This window comes from Anabaenopsis tanganyikae CS-531 (assembly GCF_029891675.1).
Taxonomy (GTDB): Bacteria; Cyanobacteriota; Cyanobacteriia; order Cyanobacteriales; family Nostocaceae; genus Anabaenopsis; species Anabaenopsis arnoldii.
This window is the reverse complement of record NZ_JANQDF010000086.1, coordinates 1-14408: the sequence shown is the minus strand read 5'-3', so window position 1 is coordinate 14408 and position 14408 is coordinate 1. Positions and strand designations below refer to the sequence as shown.

The following is a 14408-nucleotide window of genomic DNA, read 5'->3' as shown; positions in this document are numbered from 1 at the left end:
CAACTATCGCACCACAGGATAAGTCATCACAGACTTCACCGTGGCTATACCTGTGTTTTCCTCTTCTTTCTTCTTTTCCTTCAGCTGGGAGTTGAGCGCCTCCACTTCCCGCGAATAGTCCCATGTCTTCCTTTTAACTAAATATGCATTTACATCACGAGTTTTGATTTTTCCCCCGTGCTTCTCAATCAGGGTCACCAGATTAGGCTTTAACTCCTCCAATTCCTGCTCTAGAGTCGCCTGCATCTGCTTAATTTCCCGATATCTATGAAAATACTCAGACTCATCATACCCTAAATCAACTAGGGGTAACTCAGGCTCAGTTAAGTTTTTATTTAGTGGTGGTTGGAACTTTTGAATATTCTGGTATTCCCAGTCATGCAAATCATCTACATCATCCCAATTTAAGTAACATATCCACTGACCGCCATTACTTTTAAAATCCCCAGTCCGCTCATGGTTTTGGTGTCTCTGTCTTAAGCTACTCGTAGAAATACCAACATACCAAACCCTGTAAGCATCATCACATATAAAGTAAATACCTGGTGAATCAGGTAAATTATGGTGTTCACCTAGCATCACCTTAGCTAGTTTTTTAATTATTATCTCCATCACACAACTTCATTAATTCCAGTATTTAAAAATACTAGCATCTTGAGTATAAATAAAAAAATACCTCTAAAGATAGATTTCAAATCCTCAAAAAGAGGCATTGCGCCTTGATTTTAATCCTTCCCGTTCCTCCATACTGGTAATAAAGTATCTAAATTTACTATATTTTGTTGAAATTTCTGAGTATTTTTCCATAGCACAGTAAACCCACCAGCACCCAGCCTATATTGGGGAAACAGCCGATAACAAGGAATATCAGTTAAATGAGATTGATATTCCCCTAAATAACTAACTGTAACTGGTTGAAAATCAGGGAACCGTGACATAAACCATTGACAAACCTCCTCATTTTCCTCCGGAGAGTAAGTACAGGTCATATAAGCAAGATAGCCCTGGGGTGCAACTAATTGAGCCGAATTAGCTAGAATCCTCTTTTGTCGATTAGCACTTTTATTAATCGCTGTGGGATGAAAACAGCCAGGGGCTTTTTCACCTTTAGCGACTAAAGATTGTCCAGTACAAGGCGCATCAACTATAACTAAATCACTAGATAATGGGATTTGCTCCGTAAAAATACTAGAATCTCGACTCACCACAGTACAAGGGCTAACTTGACAACGCTTTAAATTAGAAATCAGCATCCCTAAACGTTTACCAATGACCTCATTACAAATTAGTAAATTAGGTTGCAAAGCTTTCCAAGCAAAAATACTCTTACCCCCAGGGGAAGCACACATATCAAAAACCAAATTCACCGACTGGGGAATCATTAATAAAACTGTAGCCGCAAACACAGAAGAAAAATCTAAACAATAAAAATCACCTTGTTGATGCAGAGGATGTTTACCAGGCTTTTCTCCTAATGATAAACGCTGCACAAAATCTGGTTGCCAATTTATTGATGATTCTACGGTGAAAGGTGATAAATTAAGCTGATTTTTACACCAAATAATTGCTGGGTTAAAGGGTTGAGGATTCATTAATGAATCAATAAACTGTTCTTGTTTATCAGGGTTTTCAAACAACCGGCGCGAGAGTTTAAGTAATAAATTTGATGGTTTTTCCATTAGTAAAAATGTGACAGAAGAACAATGCTATAGATGGTCTTGGCTGCATACTGAAAATATCATGACCGGTTAATCCAACTGAATCAAGAATGTTTGCTCCTACTCAAGAACTGAGTCCTGGGTTGAGGGAGTCAAGTCGCCAAAATTGTTCGGAGATGATGATAAATGTTCGATAATTTCCCGGATAAATTACGCCGAGAAGCGCAATTATGGCGAGATGAAGGGCTAATTAGCGCTTCCCAGTACGAAAACTTAGCAGAACGTTATCGATTTAAGAACCTAGAAGCAGCATCACGCGATCGCTTTGTGGTCACTGTGATTGGTATAGGTAGTATCCTCTTGTGTTTAGGTATAATTACCTTCATAGCCACAAATTGGCAATCATGGTCACGAGAAGTCAAATTTATCTTGATGATCAGTTTATTTCTCTCAACTAGTATCACGGGTTTTTCTACATGGGTAGAAGCTAAATCTGGGAACAACGAAAAGAGAAAACAGCAACAAAGTAAACGTATTTTGGGAGAGGGATTACTAATTTTAAGTGCCTTCTTTTTAGGTGCAAACATATTGCTCATGGCACAGATTTTCAATATTAGCGGTTCCATGGCAGAACTGTTTTTAGCCTGGGGATTTGGCGTTCTAGTCATGGCCTACAGTTTGTGTTTAAACTCCCTGGGAATTATGGCCATTATCCTCAGCCAAATCGGTTACTGGGCGGGAAGAGAAGACTTTGGGGTTTCCACAGTTGACTGGAATTGGGTAAGTTTAGCAGTTCGACATATGCCCTTATTGTCATGGTTACTATTTGTACCCTTAGCATATTTTTGTCGCTCTCGCTTGATTTTTGTGGTAGCAGCCTTTGTCTTTGCTGGTACTTTGCAGTTGAATCTCAATCCCCTACCACTGCTGAACCTGGACAATATAGCCCCTTGGGTGGCCTCCTTTGCCTTTGCACTGCCACCTGCATTATTCTGGAGTTATGACGATTTACTTTTCCCCACAGTCAATTACAGGTTATTTCAACCTCTGGCGCGTAACCTGGCATTGATATTTTTTGGACTAGTCTTTTATGTCTTGTCTTTCCGTTGGCAATGGGTAGCCCCAACATTGAATACCTTGATGCCAAATAGTAACAATAATCTATTCATGTCTCTGCCTGTAATCGATTTAGGGGTTCTCAGTGGTTTAGCAGTATTACAATGGTTATCAATGCTGCGTCTGCGAAATAACCCCCCCCGCAGGGAAGTGATTTTTACTCTTGCTGTTGTTACTACCTTTTTGGCTTTCATCATTATTACACCTTTCTGGCATTTAGCTATTACCCGCATTGATGAATTAGGCAGTTTCATCTTTAATGTACTTTTCGCCTTCTTAGCATTCGGGTTAATCCGAGAGGGGTTAAAGTTAAACAACAGGAGCAGATTTTGGGGAGGTATGCTATTATTAACCTTACAAATTATTAGTAGGGTTATAGAGTATAATACAGACCGACTTTTTCAGTCCCTGGTATTTGTGATCTGCGGTTGGGCATTAATTACTGCCGGACTTTGGTTTGAACGTCGCTTACCTAGTAAATCCAGTTCCTAATTAAAGTTTGGTCACAATTAGGGACATTCAAGTGGGTGGGTGGTTTACCCTTTTTAGAGAATCTCTGCGTCAGTCCTAATTCTGGTAGTTCATCCAGACGCAATTTTGACTAATAACTCTTCATCTTAGGACTAGGCTCATGAGAAATGATTCCTCTGAATCGACTGGAAAGCAATCACCTAGAACATTATCCCCTGAAGTGGAATTTTCTGAGAAGCTGAGTTTTAAAGATTACCTCACTGCTAGTGAACAAAGAGCGAACCAGCCTCTACGTTTTTGGCGGCTATTAGTTCCCCTCTTAATTCAAACGGGAATTATCCTGGCCGTTCCCACCCAAGCAATGTATACTAGCATTGCTGGTAGGGATGTAATCTTGCAAACACTGGCTCAAAACCCTAATAATGTGGTTCAAGATTTTTTTCTCACCTTGGAATACAATATATCCCGCGTGGACAATTTGAGAAGGCTTCCCGGTTGGAATGATTTATTCAGAAGCAATCAGGGGAGAAACAGACAACTTCTCCCTGGGACTAACTTATACGTGATATTGCAAGAGCAACAAATTTCCTCCGGTCGTGGTGTTCCCAGTCCTTGGCGACCAATCAGGGTGACTAGCAATTTACCCGAATCTCTTCCCAGCAATCAAGTCGCTTTAAGAGGTGTCTATCAAGATAATGCCATTATCTACGGAATAGAAACATACTACCTCCCAGAACCACAAAGGCAGCAAGTTAGTAACGATATTTTCCAAAGCGTTCGGCAAACTAGAGGAAATAGACCCCCACAAATTCGACCAATTACCGTTAGAGTCAAAGTAGACCCTCAAGGTAATTCTGTACCCGTTAGTTTGTGGGTACGCGATGCTTACGGCGATCGCAACTATCGCAATTATCGCCTTTAATCCTCATGACGTAAATTCCATGATACACCGGCCGCCGCCCCTGCGCCTGCTACCAAACCTGTAGCCATTCCTTGGATAGTTCTTTGTATGGGGTCTTGTGTGAGACAATCACTAGTCACAGTCTGAGATTGCAAGCAAGAATTACTTTCTGCCCAGCTGGATGTACCCCCTAGGATTACACCCGCGAGACTACAGGAACAAACGAGCAACAACAGGCGCTTGGTTTTTCTATCCATGGATGGATGCTTTCAAGGTGAGGATGAGATAACTAACCTCAACTAATGTACACCTGTTTCTCTAAATTGACCACTGATTCATCCGGCAAGAAAATACTTGTCCTTAGTTACGTCCTGTGCCCATGACTTTGTGAATTAAGTCCAGGTGTTGGGGTAAGCAGACTCGTCGCAAGTCGTAGCGACTGACGATTTCCTGGCGCGCATTGTCCCGTATTTGTTGCATTCTGTTGGGATGTTCCAGTACCTCACCTATGCGATCGCATATATCCCCTGGGCTAAAAAAGTCCACCAATAAACCCGTTTCCCCATCTCGAATCACTTCCTCCACAGGGGGAGTGCGGGAACCAACTACCAGACAGCCACAGCTCATGGCTTCCAGCATCGACCAGGAAAGCACAAAGGGATAGGTTAAATATATATGGACACTGGAAACTTGAAATAGTCCCAGCAGTTGGTAATAAGGCAATTGGCCAACAAAGTGAACTCGACGGGGGTCTAACTGGTCTTTCACCTCATCCAAATATATCTGCTTCCAGGTTTTACCCTTTGGGGGGGCTGAACCATAGCTGACTCCATCTCCCCCTATAATCACCACGTGAGCCTGGGGGCGTTCCCGCAAAATCCGGGGTAAAGCACGCATAAATATGTGATATCCCCGGTACGGCTCCAGATTGCGACTGATAAAGGTAATTACCTCGTCGGAGCGTTTGAGCCTCAGGGATTGCTCTTGGGGGTTGAGGGTGACGGTGACCTCAGGATTGGGACAGACCACATCTGTATCAATGCCATCATGGATTACCTCCAGTTTGTGGTGGAAAATTACCGGGTGTGAGGACTTCTGATACGCAGTGGGACAAACGCCAACATCCAGTGCTTCCAGGGAAATTAGATGATTAGCGTTCCGGGTGCGGATTTTGCATTCTAAATCTGTGCTAGAAGGAAATTCAGGATCAAAAGCAGTATCATGGCCGTGGCTCTGATAGTAAAATTCAAACAGCCCAATGGTGGGAACATTTGGGTATACATCCTTGAGATATAACCCCTCCCCCCAGCCGGGATGGACTAGAATTAAATCGGGGATAAAGCCCTTTTTCTGGAGGCTATGTAGCGATCGCAGCACCTGCTGTCCCCGTCGCACCTGTCCCTCAAATCCCTGGAGATAATGATGGGTTGTCGGACTACCTTTTTGGGGAGGTTTATAGCCAAACTGCTCCACACCCGGTAGGGGAAGGGGTTGCTTGGCTTCTCCCAAGCCCACGACTTGATGCCCATCCCGGGCTAATGCTGGGGCTAGATGCTTATACTGTCCAGGAAAGTTTTGATGGATGAATAGAACCTTCATTGCACATACAGAGCGTACTTGATAAATTTGATTGTAGCTATAAATACCCTAAATTTTGCAGGTTCATTTTAGTGATTGTGAGTTTCTAGAATTATTGTTTCCCAAGCACTCAAACCACAACCGCCTCTGCAACACCACCTTGAATTTTATGCATTGCATCCAGTAAGCTTTGCAGTTGCTGATCGGCTTTCAAGACTGCTAAACCCCTTACCGTTACCTTACCCGGAGAGTAAACAAAGCGGGTCTTGAGATGTTCTGGTAAGTTGGCTGCTAGTAAATTCCAAGCCGGTTCTTCCATGGGAGTTTCTAAAACAATGTGTTGTTTATTCTCTGGTTTAATGCGGCTAAATCCTAACTTTTTCGCTACCTGTTTGAGTTCCATTACCCGTAAAAGTTGATTAGCCGGGACTGGTATGGCACCATAGCGATCGCCCCACTCCGCCGTGATATACTTTAATTCTTGTGGAGATTTTGCCGCCGCCACTGCCCGGTAAGCACTCATCTTTTGATCCACGTCGGGAATATAATCAGATGGAATAAATGCTGTGAGGTTGAGGTCAATTTGAGTATCATCAACTTTGGGTATTTCTTGTCCGCGAATTTCTCGAATCGCCTCTTCTAACATTTCCATATACAAATCAAAGCCGATGGCTTCCATTTGACCTGATTGTTCTGCACCTAACAAGTTACCCACACCTCTGATTTCCATATCGCGCATCGCCAGTTGATACCCCGAACCAAGTTGGGTAAATTCCTGAATCGCCCGCAGTCTTTGCCGTGCTGCATCAGATAAATTTTCTTGCTTGGGATAGAATAACCAAGCATGGGCTTGTATTCCCGCCCGTCCCACACGACCACGCAGTTGGTATAATTGAGATAACCCGAAACGGTGAGCATCTTCAATTAAGATTGTGTTGACTCGGGGAATATCTAAACCAGATTCAATAATTGTTGTACAGACGAGAATATCCGCTTCACCATTACTGAAAGTCAGCATAGTTGATTCTAAATCGCTTTCATCCATTTGACCATGAGCGATCGCAAACCTCGCCCCCGGTATCATTTGCCGTAAATTAGTTGTCAGTTCTTCGATGCCTTCCACCCGTGGAACTACATAAAATATTTGCCCTCTTCTGTCTAATTCCTGACGAATTGCCGTGCGCACCATTTCCGGGTTTAATGGCGCTAGGTGGGTTTTAATAGCTCTTCTGGTAGGAGGTGGTGTGGTAATTAAACTCATTTCCCGAATCCCTGACAGAGACATATATAAGGTACGGGGAATGGGAGTAGCCGAAAGTGTGAGGACATCAACTTGAGTTTTTAAGGTTTTAATTTTTTCCTTTTGATTCACCCCAAACCGTTGCTCTTCATCCACCACCAACAGTCCTAAATCACGAAAAGTGACATTCTTACCTAAAATTTGGTGTGTACCGACAACTATATCTAATTCCCCCGTGGCTAATCGCTTTTGAATGGTGCGGCGTTCTTCAGCACTGCGAAAACGATTCAGTAAGCCAATAGTTACCGGGTAAGGAGCAAAGCGTTCTTTGAGGGTGTGGTAGTGCTGCTGAGTCAAAATTGTCGTGGGTGCAAGTAGTGCAACTTGCTTACCCGCAGTGACAGCCTTGAAAATAGCCCGAATTGCCACCTCTGTTTTACCAAAACCCACATCCCCACAAACTAAACGATCCATGGGGCGATCGCTTTCCATATCTCGTTTGACATCTTGTACAGCTTTGAGCTGATCTATAGTCGCTTGGTAGGGGAATGAGTCTTCCATTTCTTCTTGCCAAGGCATATCTTGGGGATAACTATAGCCTTGTTGTTTAGATCGAGCTGCGTACAGTTTTAGCAAATCCACCGCCAACTTTTTGATGGCCTTACGAACTCGGTTTTTAGTATTTTCCCAAGCCTTACCAGTCATTTTGTGCAGTTCTGGTGGTTTGTCCCCCGTGCGGCGAAACCGAGATAAAGCAGCGACTTGATCAGCAGCAACTCTGAGGATACCGTCAGCATACTGCACCACCAGATAATCACGGGTTTCATGATTAATAGTTAAGCTTTCCAACTTCATAAACTGACCGATTCCGTGACTTTTGTGAACTACATAATCACCTTGACGCAGCTTATTGGGGTCTACTTGCTTGGAAATGGCTTGGCGACGCTTGCGGATATATCCCGGTGTGGCCAGGGAATGCTGTCCGTAAAATTCCCGATCAGTGATGACTATCAGTCGAAATGTAGGCAGGATAAAACCTTCTAGTTCCGCTAAACCGGAATACTTTATGGCTGTAGGTATATGGTTAATTTGTAATTTATCAATTGCTTGGTAGTCCCGCGGATTGGGGACAAATTGCGCCGGACAATCGTGTTCTTGTAGTAGAGAGACAGAACGGGAAGGTTGGGCAGAAATCAGCCAAATGGAGAAATTGCGATCGCGTTCTTGTCGCAGAATGTCCGCCAGCTTGCCAAATTGGTGTGGTGTTACCGGCAATGAGCGGCTAGCAAGATTTATACCACTGTTCTCTTCGGCTAATTCAGATAAATATAAAGTTTTAAACTTAGTTACATCTATGAGGCATTCATCAAAAGACCGATGAATTTTGGGTAACTCTGAGAAAATCGGGCTAGATTCTTCCCTATGACTCATACCCCATTGTTCCTGGGCATTTTCTACCCAGCGATCGCTATGTGCACGACACTGTTCTGGTTCATCAACAGCAATCAGGGTATTTTCACTTAAATAATCTAAGAGTGATGCTGGTTTTGTGAAAGCCAACCCCAGAAAACGACGACTCCCTTCTAGAAGTTCCGAGTCTGATTTCCCCTCAACCTGATCTTGTAATGCTTCCCAGACAATAGGAGCAAAACTAGTAGGAGTCAGGGTAATTTGGTCAATTTTATCCAGGGCAGAACGTTGACTAGCAGCATCAAATTCGCGGATTTTCTCAATCTCGTCACCAAACCACTCTAATCTAACTGGCATTCCCGAAGAAACAGGAAAGACATCGACAATATCACCGCGCCGACTCCATTGACCTTCTGTTTCCACCAGTGGTACTCTTTCATACCCCAAATTGGTAATTTTTGCCCCGAAGGTATCCAGGTCAAACTCCATCCCCCGCTTCACCGTCAGACAGAAAGGTATAAAAGCTGCTGGTGGTGGTAAATGGGGTTGTAACGCCCCAGCAGTAGCGACAATTGCAAGATTGGTGTTGCTTTCCCCCTTCCCATTTACCAAATCAGCCAGAACTTGCATCTGTCCCCAAGTCATTTCCGTTTCCGGGTCAAAGGGTTCATAAGGAGACGCTTCGGAAGTGGGGTAAAAATGCACCGTCTGCCATCCCATAGCCTCCAACTGTGCATAAGCGCGTCCGCCTTCCTCCAGAGTTGGAACTACTACCAATAAATTTCTGCCAGAATTTTGGGCCAATGCTGAAGCTATTAGACCTTTGGGTAGGCGAGAAATGCCATTTAACCGCAATTCTTGTTGGCGATTTAACTGAGAAAGTAATTCAGTGTTGAGAGGCGATCGCCCCAAGGCGCGCACAATAGAAGAAAATGCCATAAGTTTTACTACAGGAGGAAGTCCTTAAAAATCACAGAAATTACAGTTAGTTTATATTCACCATTTTAAGAGTGTTCCAGCCGTTATTAACTTCACTTACAGAATTGTCCTCACTTACCTGGAGCCAGAGGGGTCATGACCAATGACATTTTTGTACATCTGTGGTTAATTTTTCTTATTAATTCTCGACAATCACCAACACAGCGGTAAAAGCCCTCCTATGATTACTAAATACTAAAAGGTGTATGAGCTTCTCACCTTCACCTAGATTCAGTGGCAATTCTCAAAAATGTCCTCCATCACGTTTGAAATGTTGGTCCTTTTGGCGCTAATTATAGCTAATGGTGTATTTTCTCTGGCGGAGATGGCAGTGGTCTCGGCAAGTAAACTTAGGTTACAGCAGCTGGCGAATCAAGGAGATGCCAAAGCCCGGGTAGCCTTAGCACTAGCTGAGTCGCCAAATGATTTTCTCTCCACCATTCAATTAGCAATTAACCTCTCAATTATCCTCACAGGGGCTTGGTTAGGAGCAATCATTACAACTAGAATCTCAGTATATATACGTTTGATTCCCTTCTTGGCATCTTATAGTCAACCCCTAGCTTTCGCGGTAGTAGTTGTCATAATTACCTATTTTTCCATGATTATTGGTGAATTATTACCAAAACGTCTGGCATTAAATAACCCAGAAGCAATTGCCAAGTTTATCGCTATTCCCATGCAACGCCTAGCCGCATTTACTTCACCATTGGTGTATTTCCTCAGTGCTTCTACTGATATAATAGTGCGAGGATTGGGGATGACGCCCCATCTGGGTCCACAGGTTACGGAGGAAGAAATTAAGATTTTAATTGAACAGGGAACGGAAGCCGGAACCTTTGAGGAGGCGGAACAAGATATGGTTGAGCGAGTTTTTCGTTTAGGCGATCGCCCTGTGAGTTCTTTTATGACACCCCGTCCTGATATTGTTTGGCTGGACTTAGAGGACTCACTGGAACAAAACCGCCAAAAGATCATTGAAAGTGCCTATTCTAGGTATCCAGTTTGTCAGGGAGGATTAGACAATGTTTTGGGGATAATTCCAGTTACCGACTTACTAGCCAGGTGTTTCCGCAGTGAACCCATGGACTTAACAGTGGGATTGCGGCCACCTGTCTATGTACCAGAAATCACACGCGGTTTAAAAGTATTGGAATTGTTTAAACAAACCATTACTTACATGGCTTTGATAGTGGATGAATATGGTGTAATTCAAGGATTAGTAACTCTTAACGACATCATGAGCGAAATCGTCGGTGATGTTCCAGAGGAACCGGGGGAGGAAGAACCCCAAGCAGTACAACGGGAGGATGGTTCCTGGCTCTTGGATGGAATGTTATATATAGATCAGTTTTATGAACTTTTTCATCTTGAAGAGTGGGAAATTGGCGAAAGAGGTAGCTATCAAACATTGGGTGGTTTTGTGATCAATCATCTGGGTCGTATTCCTGTAGTTGCAGACTATTTTGAATGGCGGGGGATGCGTATTGAAGTTATGGATATGGACAGTAACCGGGTTGATAAAGTCCTGGTCATCCCAAAGTTAGATGACGAGGTAGAGATTAGGGAGAATGATGATGAGCTTGCTAATGAGTAATTCCTAAGTTTTCGATAACCGCTTGACTTCCGCACCAGCTAACATTTCATGGGCTTGTGCTAACTTATGAGGAATTTTATCCGCGTGGGGACTATTGGCCAGAGATGGTCGTAAGTCTAGTTCCTCTAAGCGGTCTGCTTTACTACCTGGAAACCAGTGACTACCGTGACCTAAGAGATTGTAGCGCATTTTAGCATAGTCAATTAAATCGTAGGCGATCGCTAAATTTAACAACCACAAAATCACAGGAATATTCACCCGTCCTGGTGTTTCCTCAAAGGTGGGTAAGTTACTATCCCAAGTTTTTACCCAGTCTTCTCCTAAAGTAGCGATCGCTTCTTGTTCTAACTTACGCAAAATTGGCGGCAGAATTTCCTCTGCCCGGTTTAAATATTCCAAACTCTTGAGATGTTCATCAAAATCTTGGGGTCTAGCAGCACCTAAACTCAAAGTATGGACTTCTGGATGACTCAGACAAAACAAATCATTAAACACCATGGGACTTAAGGGAGCGCAAAGATTAACTAACTTTTGTGGTGGTTTATATAGCATCCCCCCTTTATCTGAGGGACTAATAATAAATACCCCCATATCGTGATGTTGAGCCGCTGTAATTGCCTCCCAATTCCATTGATTAATGTAGTACCAATGTAGATTGACATAATCAAATTTATTGGTATTAATTGCTTCTACAATCAAGTCCTTAGAACCATGGGTAGAAAAGCCGATAAATTTGACTTTTCCCTCTTTTTGTAACTGCTGCGCCACTTCTAAACAGCCACCAGGACGGATGCTATGATCCAAAGATTCCCCATGATTAATTCCATGTAATCCCAGTAAATCAACGTAATCTAACTGGAGATTTTGTAGTGATTGTTCAAAGGTTTGGCGAAATTCGTCGGCATCTGCAACCGGACAGACCTTCGTTTGTACAATTATCTCCTCCCGGGGAAACTGAGGTAATATCCTTCCCAATTGTATTTCTGATGTCCCATAACCGCGAGCCGTTTCAATGTGATTAATCCCTAGTTCCACCGCGCGGCGAATAGTTGCTTCCAGATTAGCCTGACTATCCGCAGGAATTTCCGAGTCTGGCACATCTTGCCATTTAAACTGGTATCTCATACCCCCACAAGAAAAAACAGGCATCTGTAATTCCGTGCGGCCAAACCTTCTATATAACATTAGCTAATTGTGAAATTACTACTAATTCAAATGTACAAAAATTTCCCAGATATAGCCGTTTCTACTCAGCCCAACTCAGGATTAATCTGTGTTTATCTGGGTTTATCTGTGGTCAATTAATTCCCACTCCAAGTATCCATCTTCCAGGGTAGGCATGATGCCCACCCTAGCTGACACCCACTAAGCAGCATCTTGTAACTCAGCCGTGCGGACTGAAATTACTTGTATCTGATTACCGCGTTGCACCTTGACTTGTAAGACTTGACCAAGGCGACTATTTTCTACAAGATTCTGTAAATTATCAGCACTGGTGACTGATTCCCGGTCAACTTGTACAATCACATCACCGCGTCGGATACCCGCAATTGCCGCAGGTGAATCTGGTATAACTCGCATCACCAAAACACCATTAACTTCTGGGATTTGAATAGGAGAGTTAGGGTCAAGATTATTTTGCCTTGCTAGCTGGGGGGTTAAAGTAATCATTTGTACACCCAAATAGGGGTGAATCACTTTGCCATCACGTTGCAATTTTAAAGCGATCGCCTTAGCCTTATCAATGGGAATAGCAAAACCAATACCCATAGCATCAGGACGAATAGCAGTATTAATGCCGATAACTTCCCCACGCTCATTTAATAGTGGACCCCCGGAGTTACCAGGATTAATCGCCGCATCGGTTTGAATAAAGTCTAAGCGTTTGTCAGCGATCCCAACTTGGGCGCTAGAACGTTTGAGAGTGCTGACAATTCCCAAAGTGACGGTGTTATCAAATCCTAAAGGATTACCCACTGCGATCGCCCAGTCTCCCACTTGTACTGTATCCGAAGAACCCAAAGCCGCCACCGGTAAATCCTGGTCAGGGTTAATCTTCACCACTGCTAAGTCTGTAACTTCATCAATCCCTTTAACTTTGCCTTCATAAGTGCGACCATCCTTGAGGCGGACTGTGACTTTATCAGCTTGGTCTACTACATGGGCATTGGTTAAAATCAGACCACGTTTATCAATAATGAACCCAGAACCTAAACCGCGCAACTGTTCAGTGGGTAACTGTTGGGGGATATCACCAAAAAATCGCCGGAAGAATGGGTCTTCCAGAAATGGGTCGATGCGACGAGTAATGGTGCGTTCTGTGTCAATACGTACCACTGCATTTCCCACACGATTTACAGCTGCGGTAACAAAGCTAGTGCTACCTATAGCCGCTTTTGCTGGGGATTCCTGTTGAGGGATGATATCTGATATTGGGGTTGGTATAGTCATATCATCCTCACCCCTGACCACAGTCGGCGCTGGGTCTGCTTGGGACGGTAACACATGAAAAGTACCCAACGTTAGCCCCACGCCTACAATTATGGCTAACAGATAAGAACTGAATTGACGTAGAAAACCGCCTACTTGAGAAAATCGCATAATCACAACCTAATCTAGAAGGTTAATTGTGAGACGTTTTGAAACATCTATTTACATTTATTTTGACAAAATCGATGATAACCGATACTTTTTTGCTAACATTCATTAACAAATACACTCTTGAAGAGAGGGCGTATCAACCAATGCACGAAGGAAAATCCCTCGCGCACCATTCATGTCCCGGCTCATTACCCGCCCATCAGATGGAGACTTAACGAACTTAGCACCACCAAGGTTGGGGATGATTTCACCAGTCCAACTGACTGTTTTTGATGTGTACGCTTCGTTCACATCCATCACTACTTTATTAGTCTCAAAAGCCTTATGCTTGAGAAACTGCTTAAATCGGTAGTGAGAGAGTGTTAACATTTGGCGCACTGACTTTGACCTAATTCGTCGTTTCGCCTTCTGAGACATTTGGGATGTTTCAAAGGTTGGCAGTAAAATCATGTCAAAGTTATCAACCAAAAATCGAGCAGTTTTCTTGTGCAATTCGTCTACAAGGTTTTTGATTTTACCTCGCAGTCTACTAGCAGCAAGTTTCATCCTTCTTCTTTGTTTGCACTTGGCTTTAGTGAATTTAGAAATTAACTTATCTAAACGAAAACATAGTTTCTGAATTCCCAGATTAGCAGATGTGCCAATTTCACCAAAACTACATTCAGAAAAGAAGGTGATAAATGTTCTGATGCCGGGGTCAAGTGCTACAACACGTCCTTGGTTATCAGACTTCTGTTGCAGCACATCCTCTGGAACTGTCAAATAGTAATCACCGTATGCAAATACTAAACGACAGTCGCCAAAGCTTTGTGGTAAGGCTTCTTTCAAGGTTGCCTTACCTAATATAGTGTGGTAAAT

At 43.2% G+C, this 14408-nt stretch carries 11 protein-coding genes; 3 read left to right on the top strand and 8 right to left on the bottom strand.

Going from position 1 to position 14408, the window contains the following annotated elements:
* Nucleotides 1-3: 3 nt before the first annotated feature.
* Both NWP22_RS08655 and NWP22_RS08650 read right to left on the bottom strand, forming a co-directional pair.
* Nucleotides 4-612 carry a GIY-YIG nuclease family protein gene (locus tag NWP22_RS08655; protein WP_271732462.1) on the bottom strand — a complete coding sequence of 203 codons (609 nt, stop codon included), beginning with the start codon at nt 610-612 and terminating at the stop codon, nt 4-6.
* A 113-nt stretch (nt 613-725) separates the two neighbouring features.
* Nucleotides 726-1679, bottom strand: coding sequence for an RsmB/NOP family class I SAM-dependent RNA methyltransferase (locus NWP22_RS08650; RefSeq protein ID WP_271732463.1), 954 nt, complete (start codon nt 1677-1679; stop codon nt 726-728).
* Between the two features lie 165 nt (nt 1680-1844).
* Between NWP22_RS08650 and NWP22_RS08645 the strand changes: the two genes are divergently transcribed.
* Both NWP22_RS08645 and NWP22_RS08640 read left to right on the top strand, forming a co-directional pair.
* A complete protein-coding gene (locus tag NWP22_RS08645) occupies nt 1845-3266 on the top strand; it encodes a DUF2157 domain-containing protein (RefSeq protein WP_271732464.1) in 1422 nt (473 codons plus the stop codon).
* A gap of 139 nt (nt 3267-3405) precedes the next feature.
* Nucleotides 3406-4167, top strand: coding sequence for a GDYXXLXY domain-containing protein (locus NWP22_RS08640; RefSeq protein ID WP_271732466.1), 762 nt, complete (start codon nt 3406-3408; stop codon nt 4165-4167).
* Here the strand turns inward: NWP22_RS08640 and NWP22_RS08635 are convergent.
* The 3 genes from NWP22_RS08635 to mfd all read right to left on the bottom strand — a co-directional run bounded on the left by NWP22_RS08635 (nt 4164) and on the right by mfd (nt 9313).
* Nucleotides 4164-4403, bottom strand: a complete 240-nt coding sequence (locus tag NWP22_RS08635) for a hypothetical protein (RefSeq protein WP_271732467.1) — start codon at nt 4401-4403, stop codon at nt 4164-4166. The genes NWP22_RS08640 and NWP22_RS08635 overlap by 4 nt on opposite strands.
* A gap of 103 nt (nt 4404-4506) precedes the next feature.
* Complete coding sequence (locus tag NWP22_RS08630) at nt 4507-5745, bottom strand: glycosyltransferase family 4 protein (RefSeq protein ID WP_271732469.1); 1239 nt, start codon at nt 5743-5745, stop codon at nt 4507-4509.
* 109 nt (nt 5746-5854) lie between these two features.
* Nucleotides 5855-9313, bottom strand: coding sequence for a transcription-repair coupling factor (gene mfd / locus NWP22_RS08625; RefSeq protein WP_271732470.1), 3459 nt, complete (start codon nt 9311-9313; stop codon nt 5855-5857).
* Nucleotides 9314-9602: 289 nt separating this feature from the next.
* Here mfd and NWP22_RS08620 point away from each other — a divergent pair, with 289 nt between their 5' ends.
* Entirely contained in the window at nt 9603-10949 is a 1347-nt protein-coding gene (locus NWP22_RS08620; RefSeq protein ID WP_271732471.1) for a hemolysin family protein, read from the top strand.
* Between the two features lie 3 nt (nt 10950-10952).
* On the opposite strand, the gene NWP22_RS08615 is transcribed toward NWP22_RS08620, so the two are convergent.
* The 3 genes from NWP22_RS08615 to NWP22_RS08605 all read right to left on the bottom strand — a co-directional run.
* Nucleotides 10953-12134 (bottom strand): aldo/keto reductase, encoded by a 1182-nt coding sequence (locus NWP22_RS08615; protein ID WP_271732472.1) that lies wholly within the window; start codon nt 12132-12134, stop codon nt 10953-10955.
* Nucleotides 12135-12314: 180 nt separating this feature from the next.
* Complete coding sequence (locus NWP22_RS08610) at nt 12315-13550, bottom strand: HhoA/HhoB/HtrA family serine endopeptidase (RefSeq protein ID WP_271732474.1); 1236 nt, start codon at nt 13548-13550, stop codon at nt 12315-12317.
* A 105-nt stretch (nt 13551-13655) separates the two neighbouring features.
* A partial coding sequence (locus NWP22_RS08605; protein ID WP_280801741.1) for a zinc ribbon domain-containing protein occupies nt 13656-14408 on the bottom strand: 753 nt, incomplete at its 5' end.

What these genes read in the sequence shown, in the direction of transcription:
- NWP22_RS08655 (WP_271732462.1), bottom strand. Translation starts at nt 612, where the DNA reads ATGGAGATAATAATTAAAAAACTAGCTAAGGTGATGCTAGGTGAACAC.
- NWP22_RS08650 (WP_271732463.1), bottom strand. Translation starts at nt 1,679, where the DNA reads ATGGAAAAACCATCAAATTTATTACTTAAACTCTCGCGCCGGTTGTTT.
- NWP22_RS08645 (WP_271732464.1), top strand. Translation starts at nt 1,845, where the DNA reads ATGTTCGATAATTTCCCGGATAAATTACGCCGAGAAGCGCAATTATGG.
- NWP22_RS08640 (WP_271732466.1), top strand. Translation starts at nt 3,406, where the DNA reads ATGAGAAATGATTCCTCTGAATCGACTGGAAAGCAATCACCTAGAACA.
- NWP22_RS08635 (WP_271732467.1), bottom strand. Translation starts at nt 4,403, where the DNA reads ATGGATAGAAAAACCAAGCGCCTGTTGTTGCTCGTTTGTTCCTGTAGT.
- NWP22_RS08630 (WP_271732469.1), bottom strand. Translation starts at nt 5,745, where the DNA reads ATGAAGGTTCTATTCATCCATCAAAACTTTCCTGGACAGTATAAGCAT.
- mfd (WP_271732470.1), bottom strand. Translation starts at nt 9,313, where the DNA reads ATGGCATTTTCTTCTATTGTGCGCGCCTTGGGGCGATCGCCTCTCAAC.
- NWP22_RS08620 (WP_271732471.1), top strand. Translation starts at nt 9,603, where the DNA reads ATGTCCTCCATCACGTTTGAAATGTTGGTCCTTTTGGCGCTAATTATA.
- NWP22_RS08615 (WP_271732472.1), bottom strand. Translation starts at nt 12,134, where the DNA reads ATGTTATATAGAAGGTTTGGCCGCACGGAATTACAGATGCCTGTTTTT.
- NWP22_RS08610 (WP_271732474.1), bottom strand. Translation starts at nt 13,550, where the DNA reads ATGCGATTTTCTCAAGTAGGCGGTTTTCTACGTCAATTCAGTTCTTAT.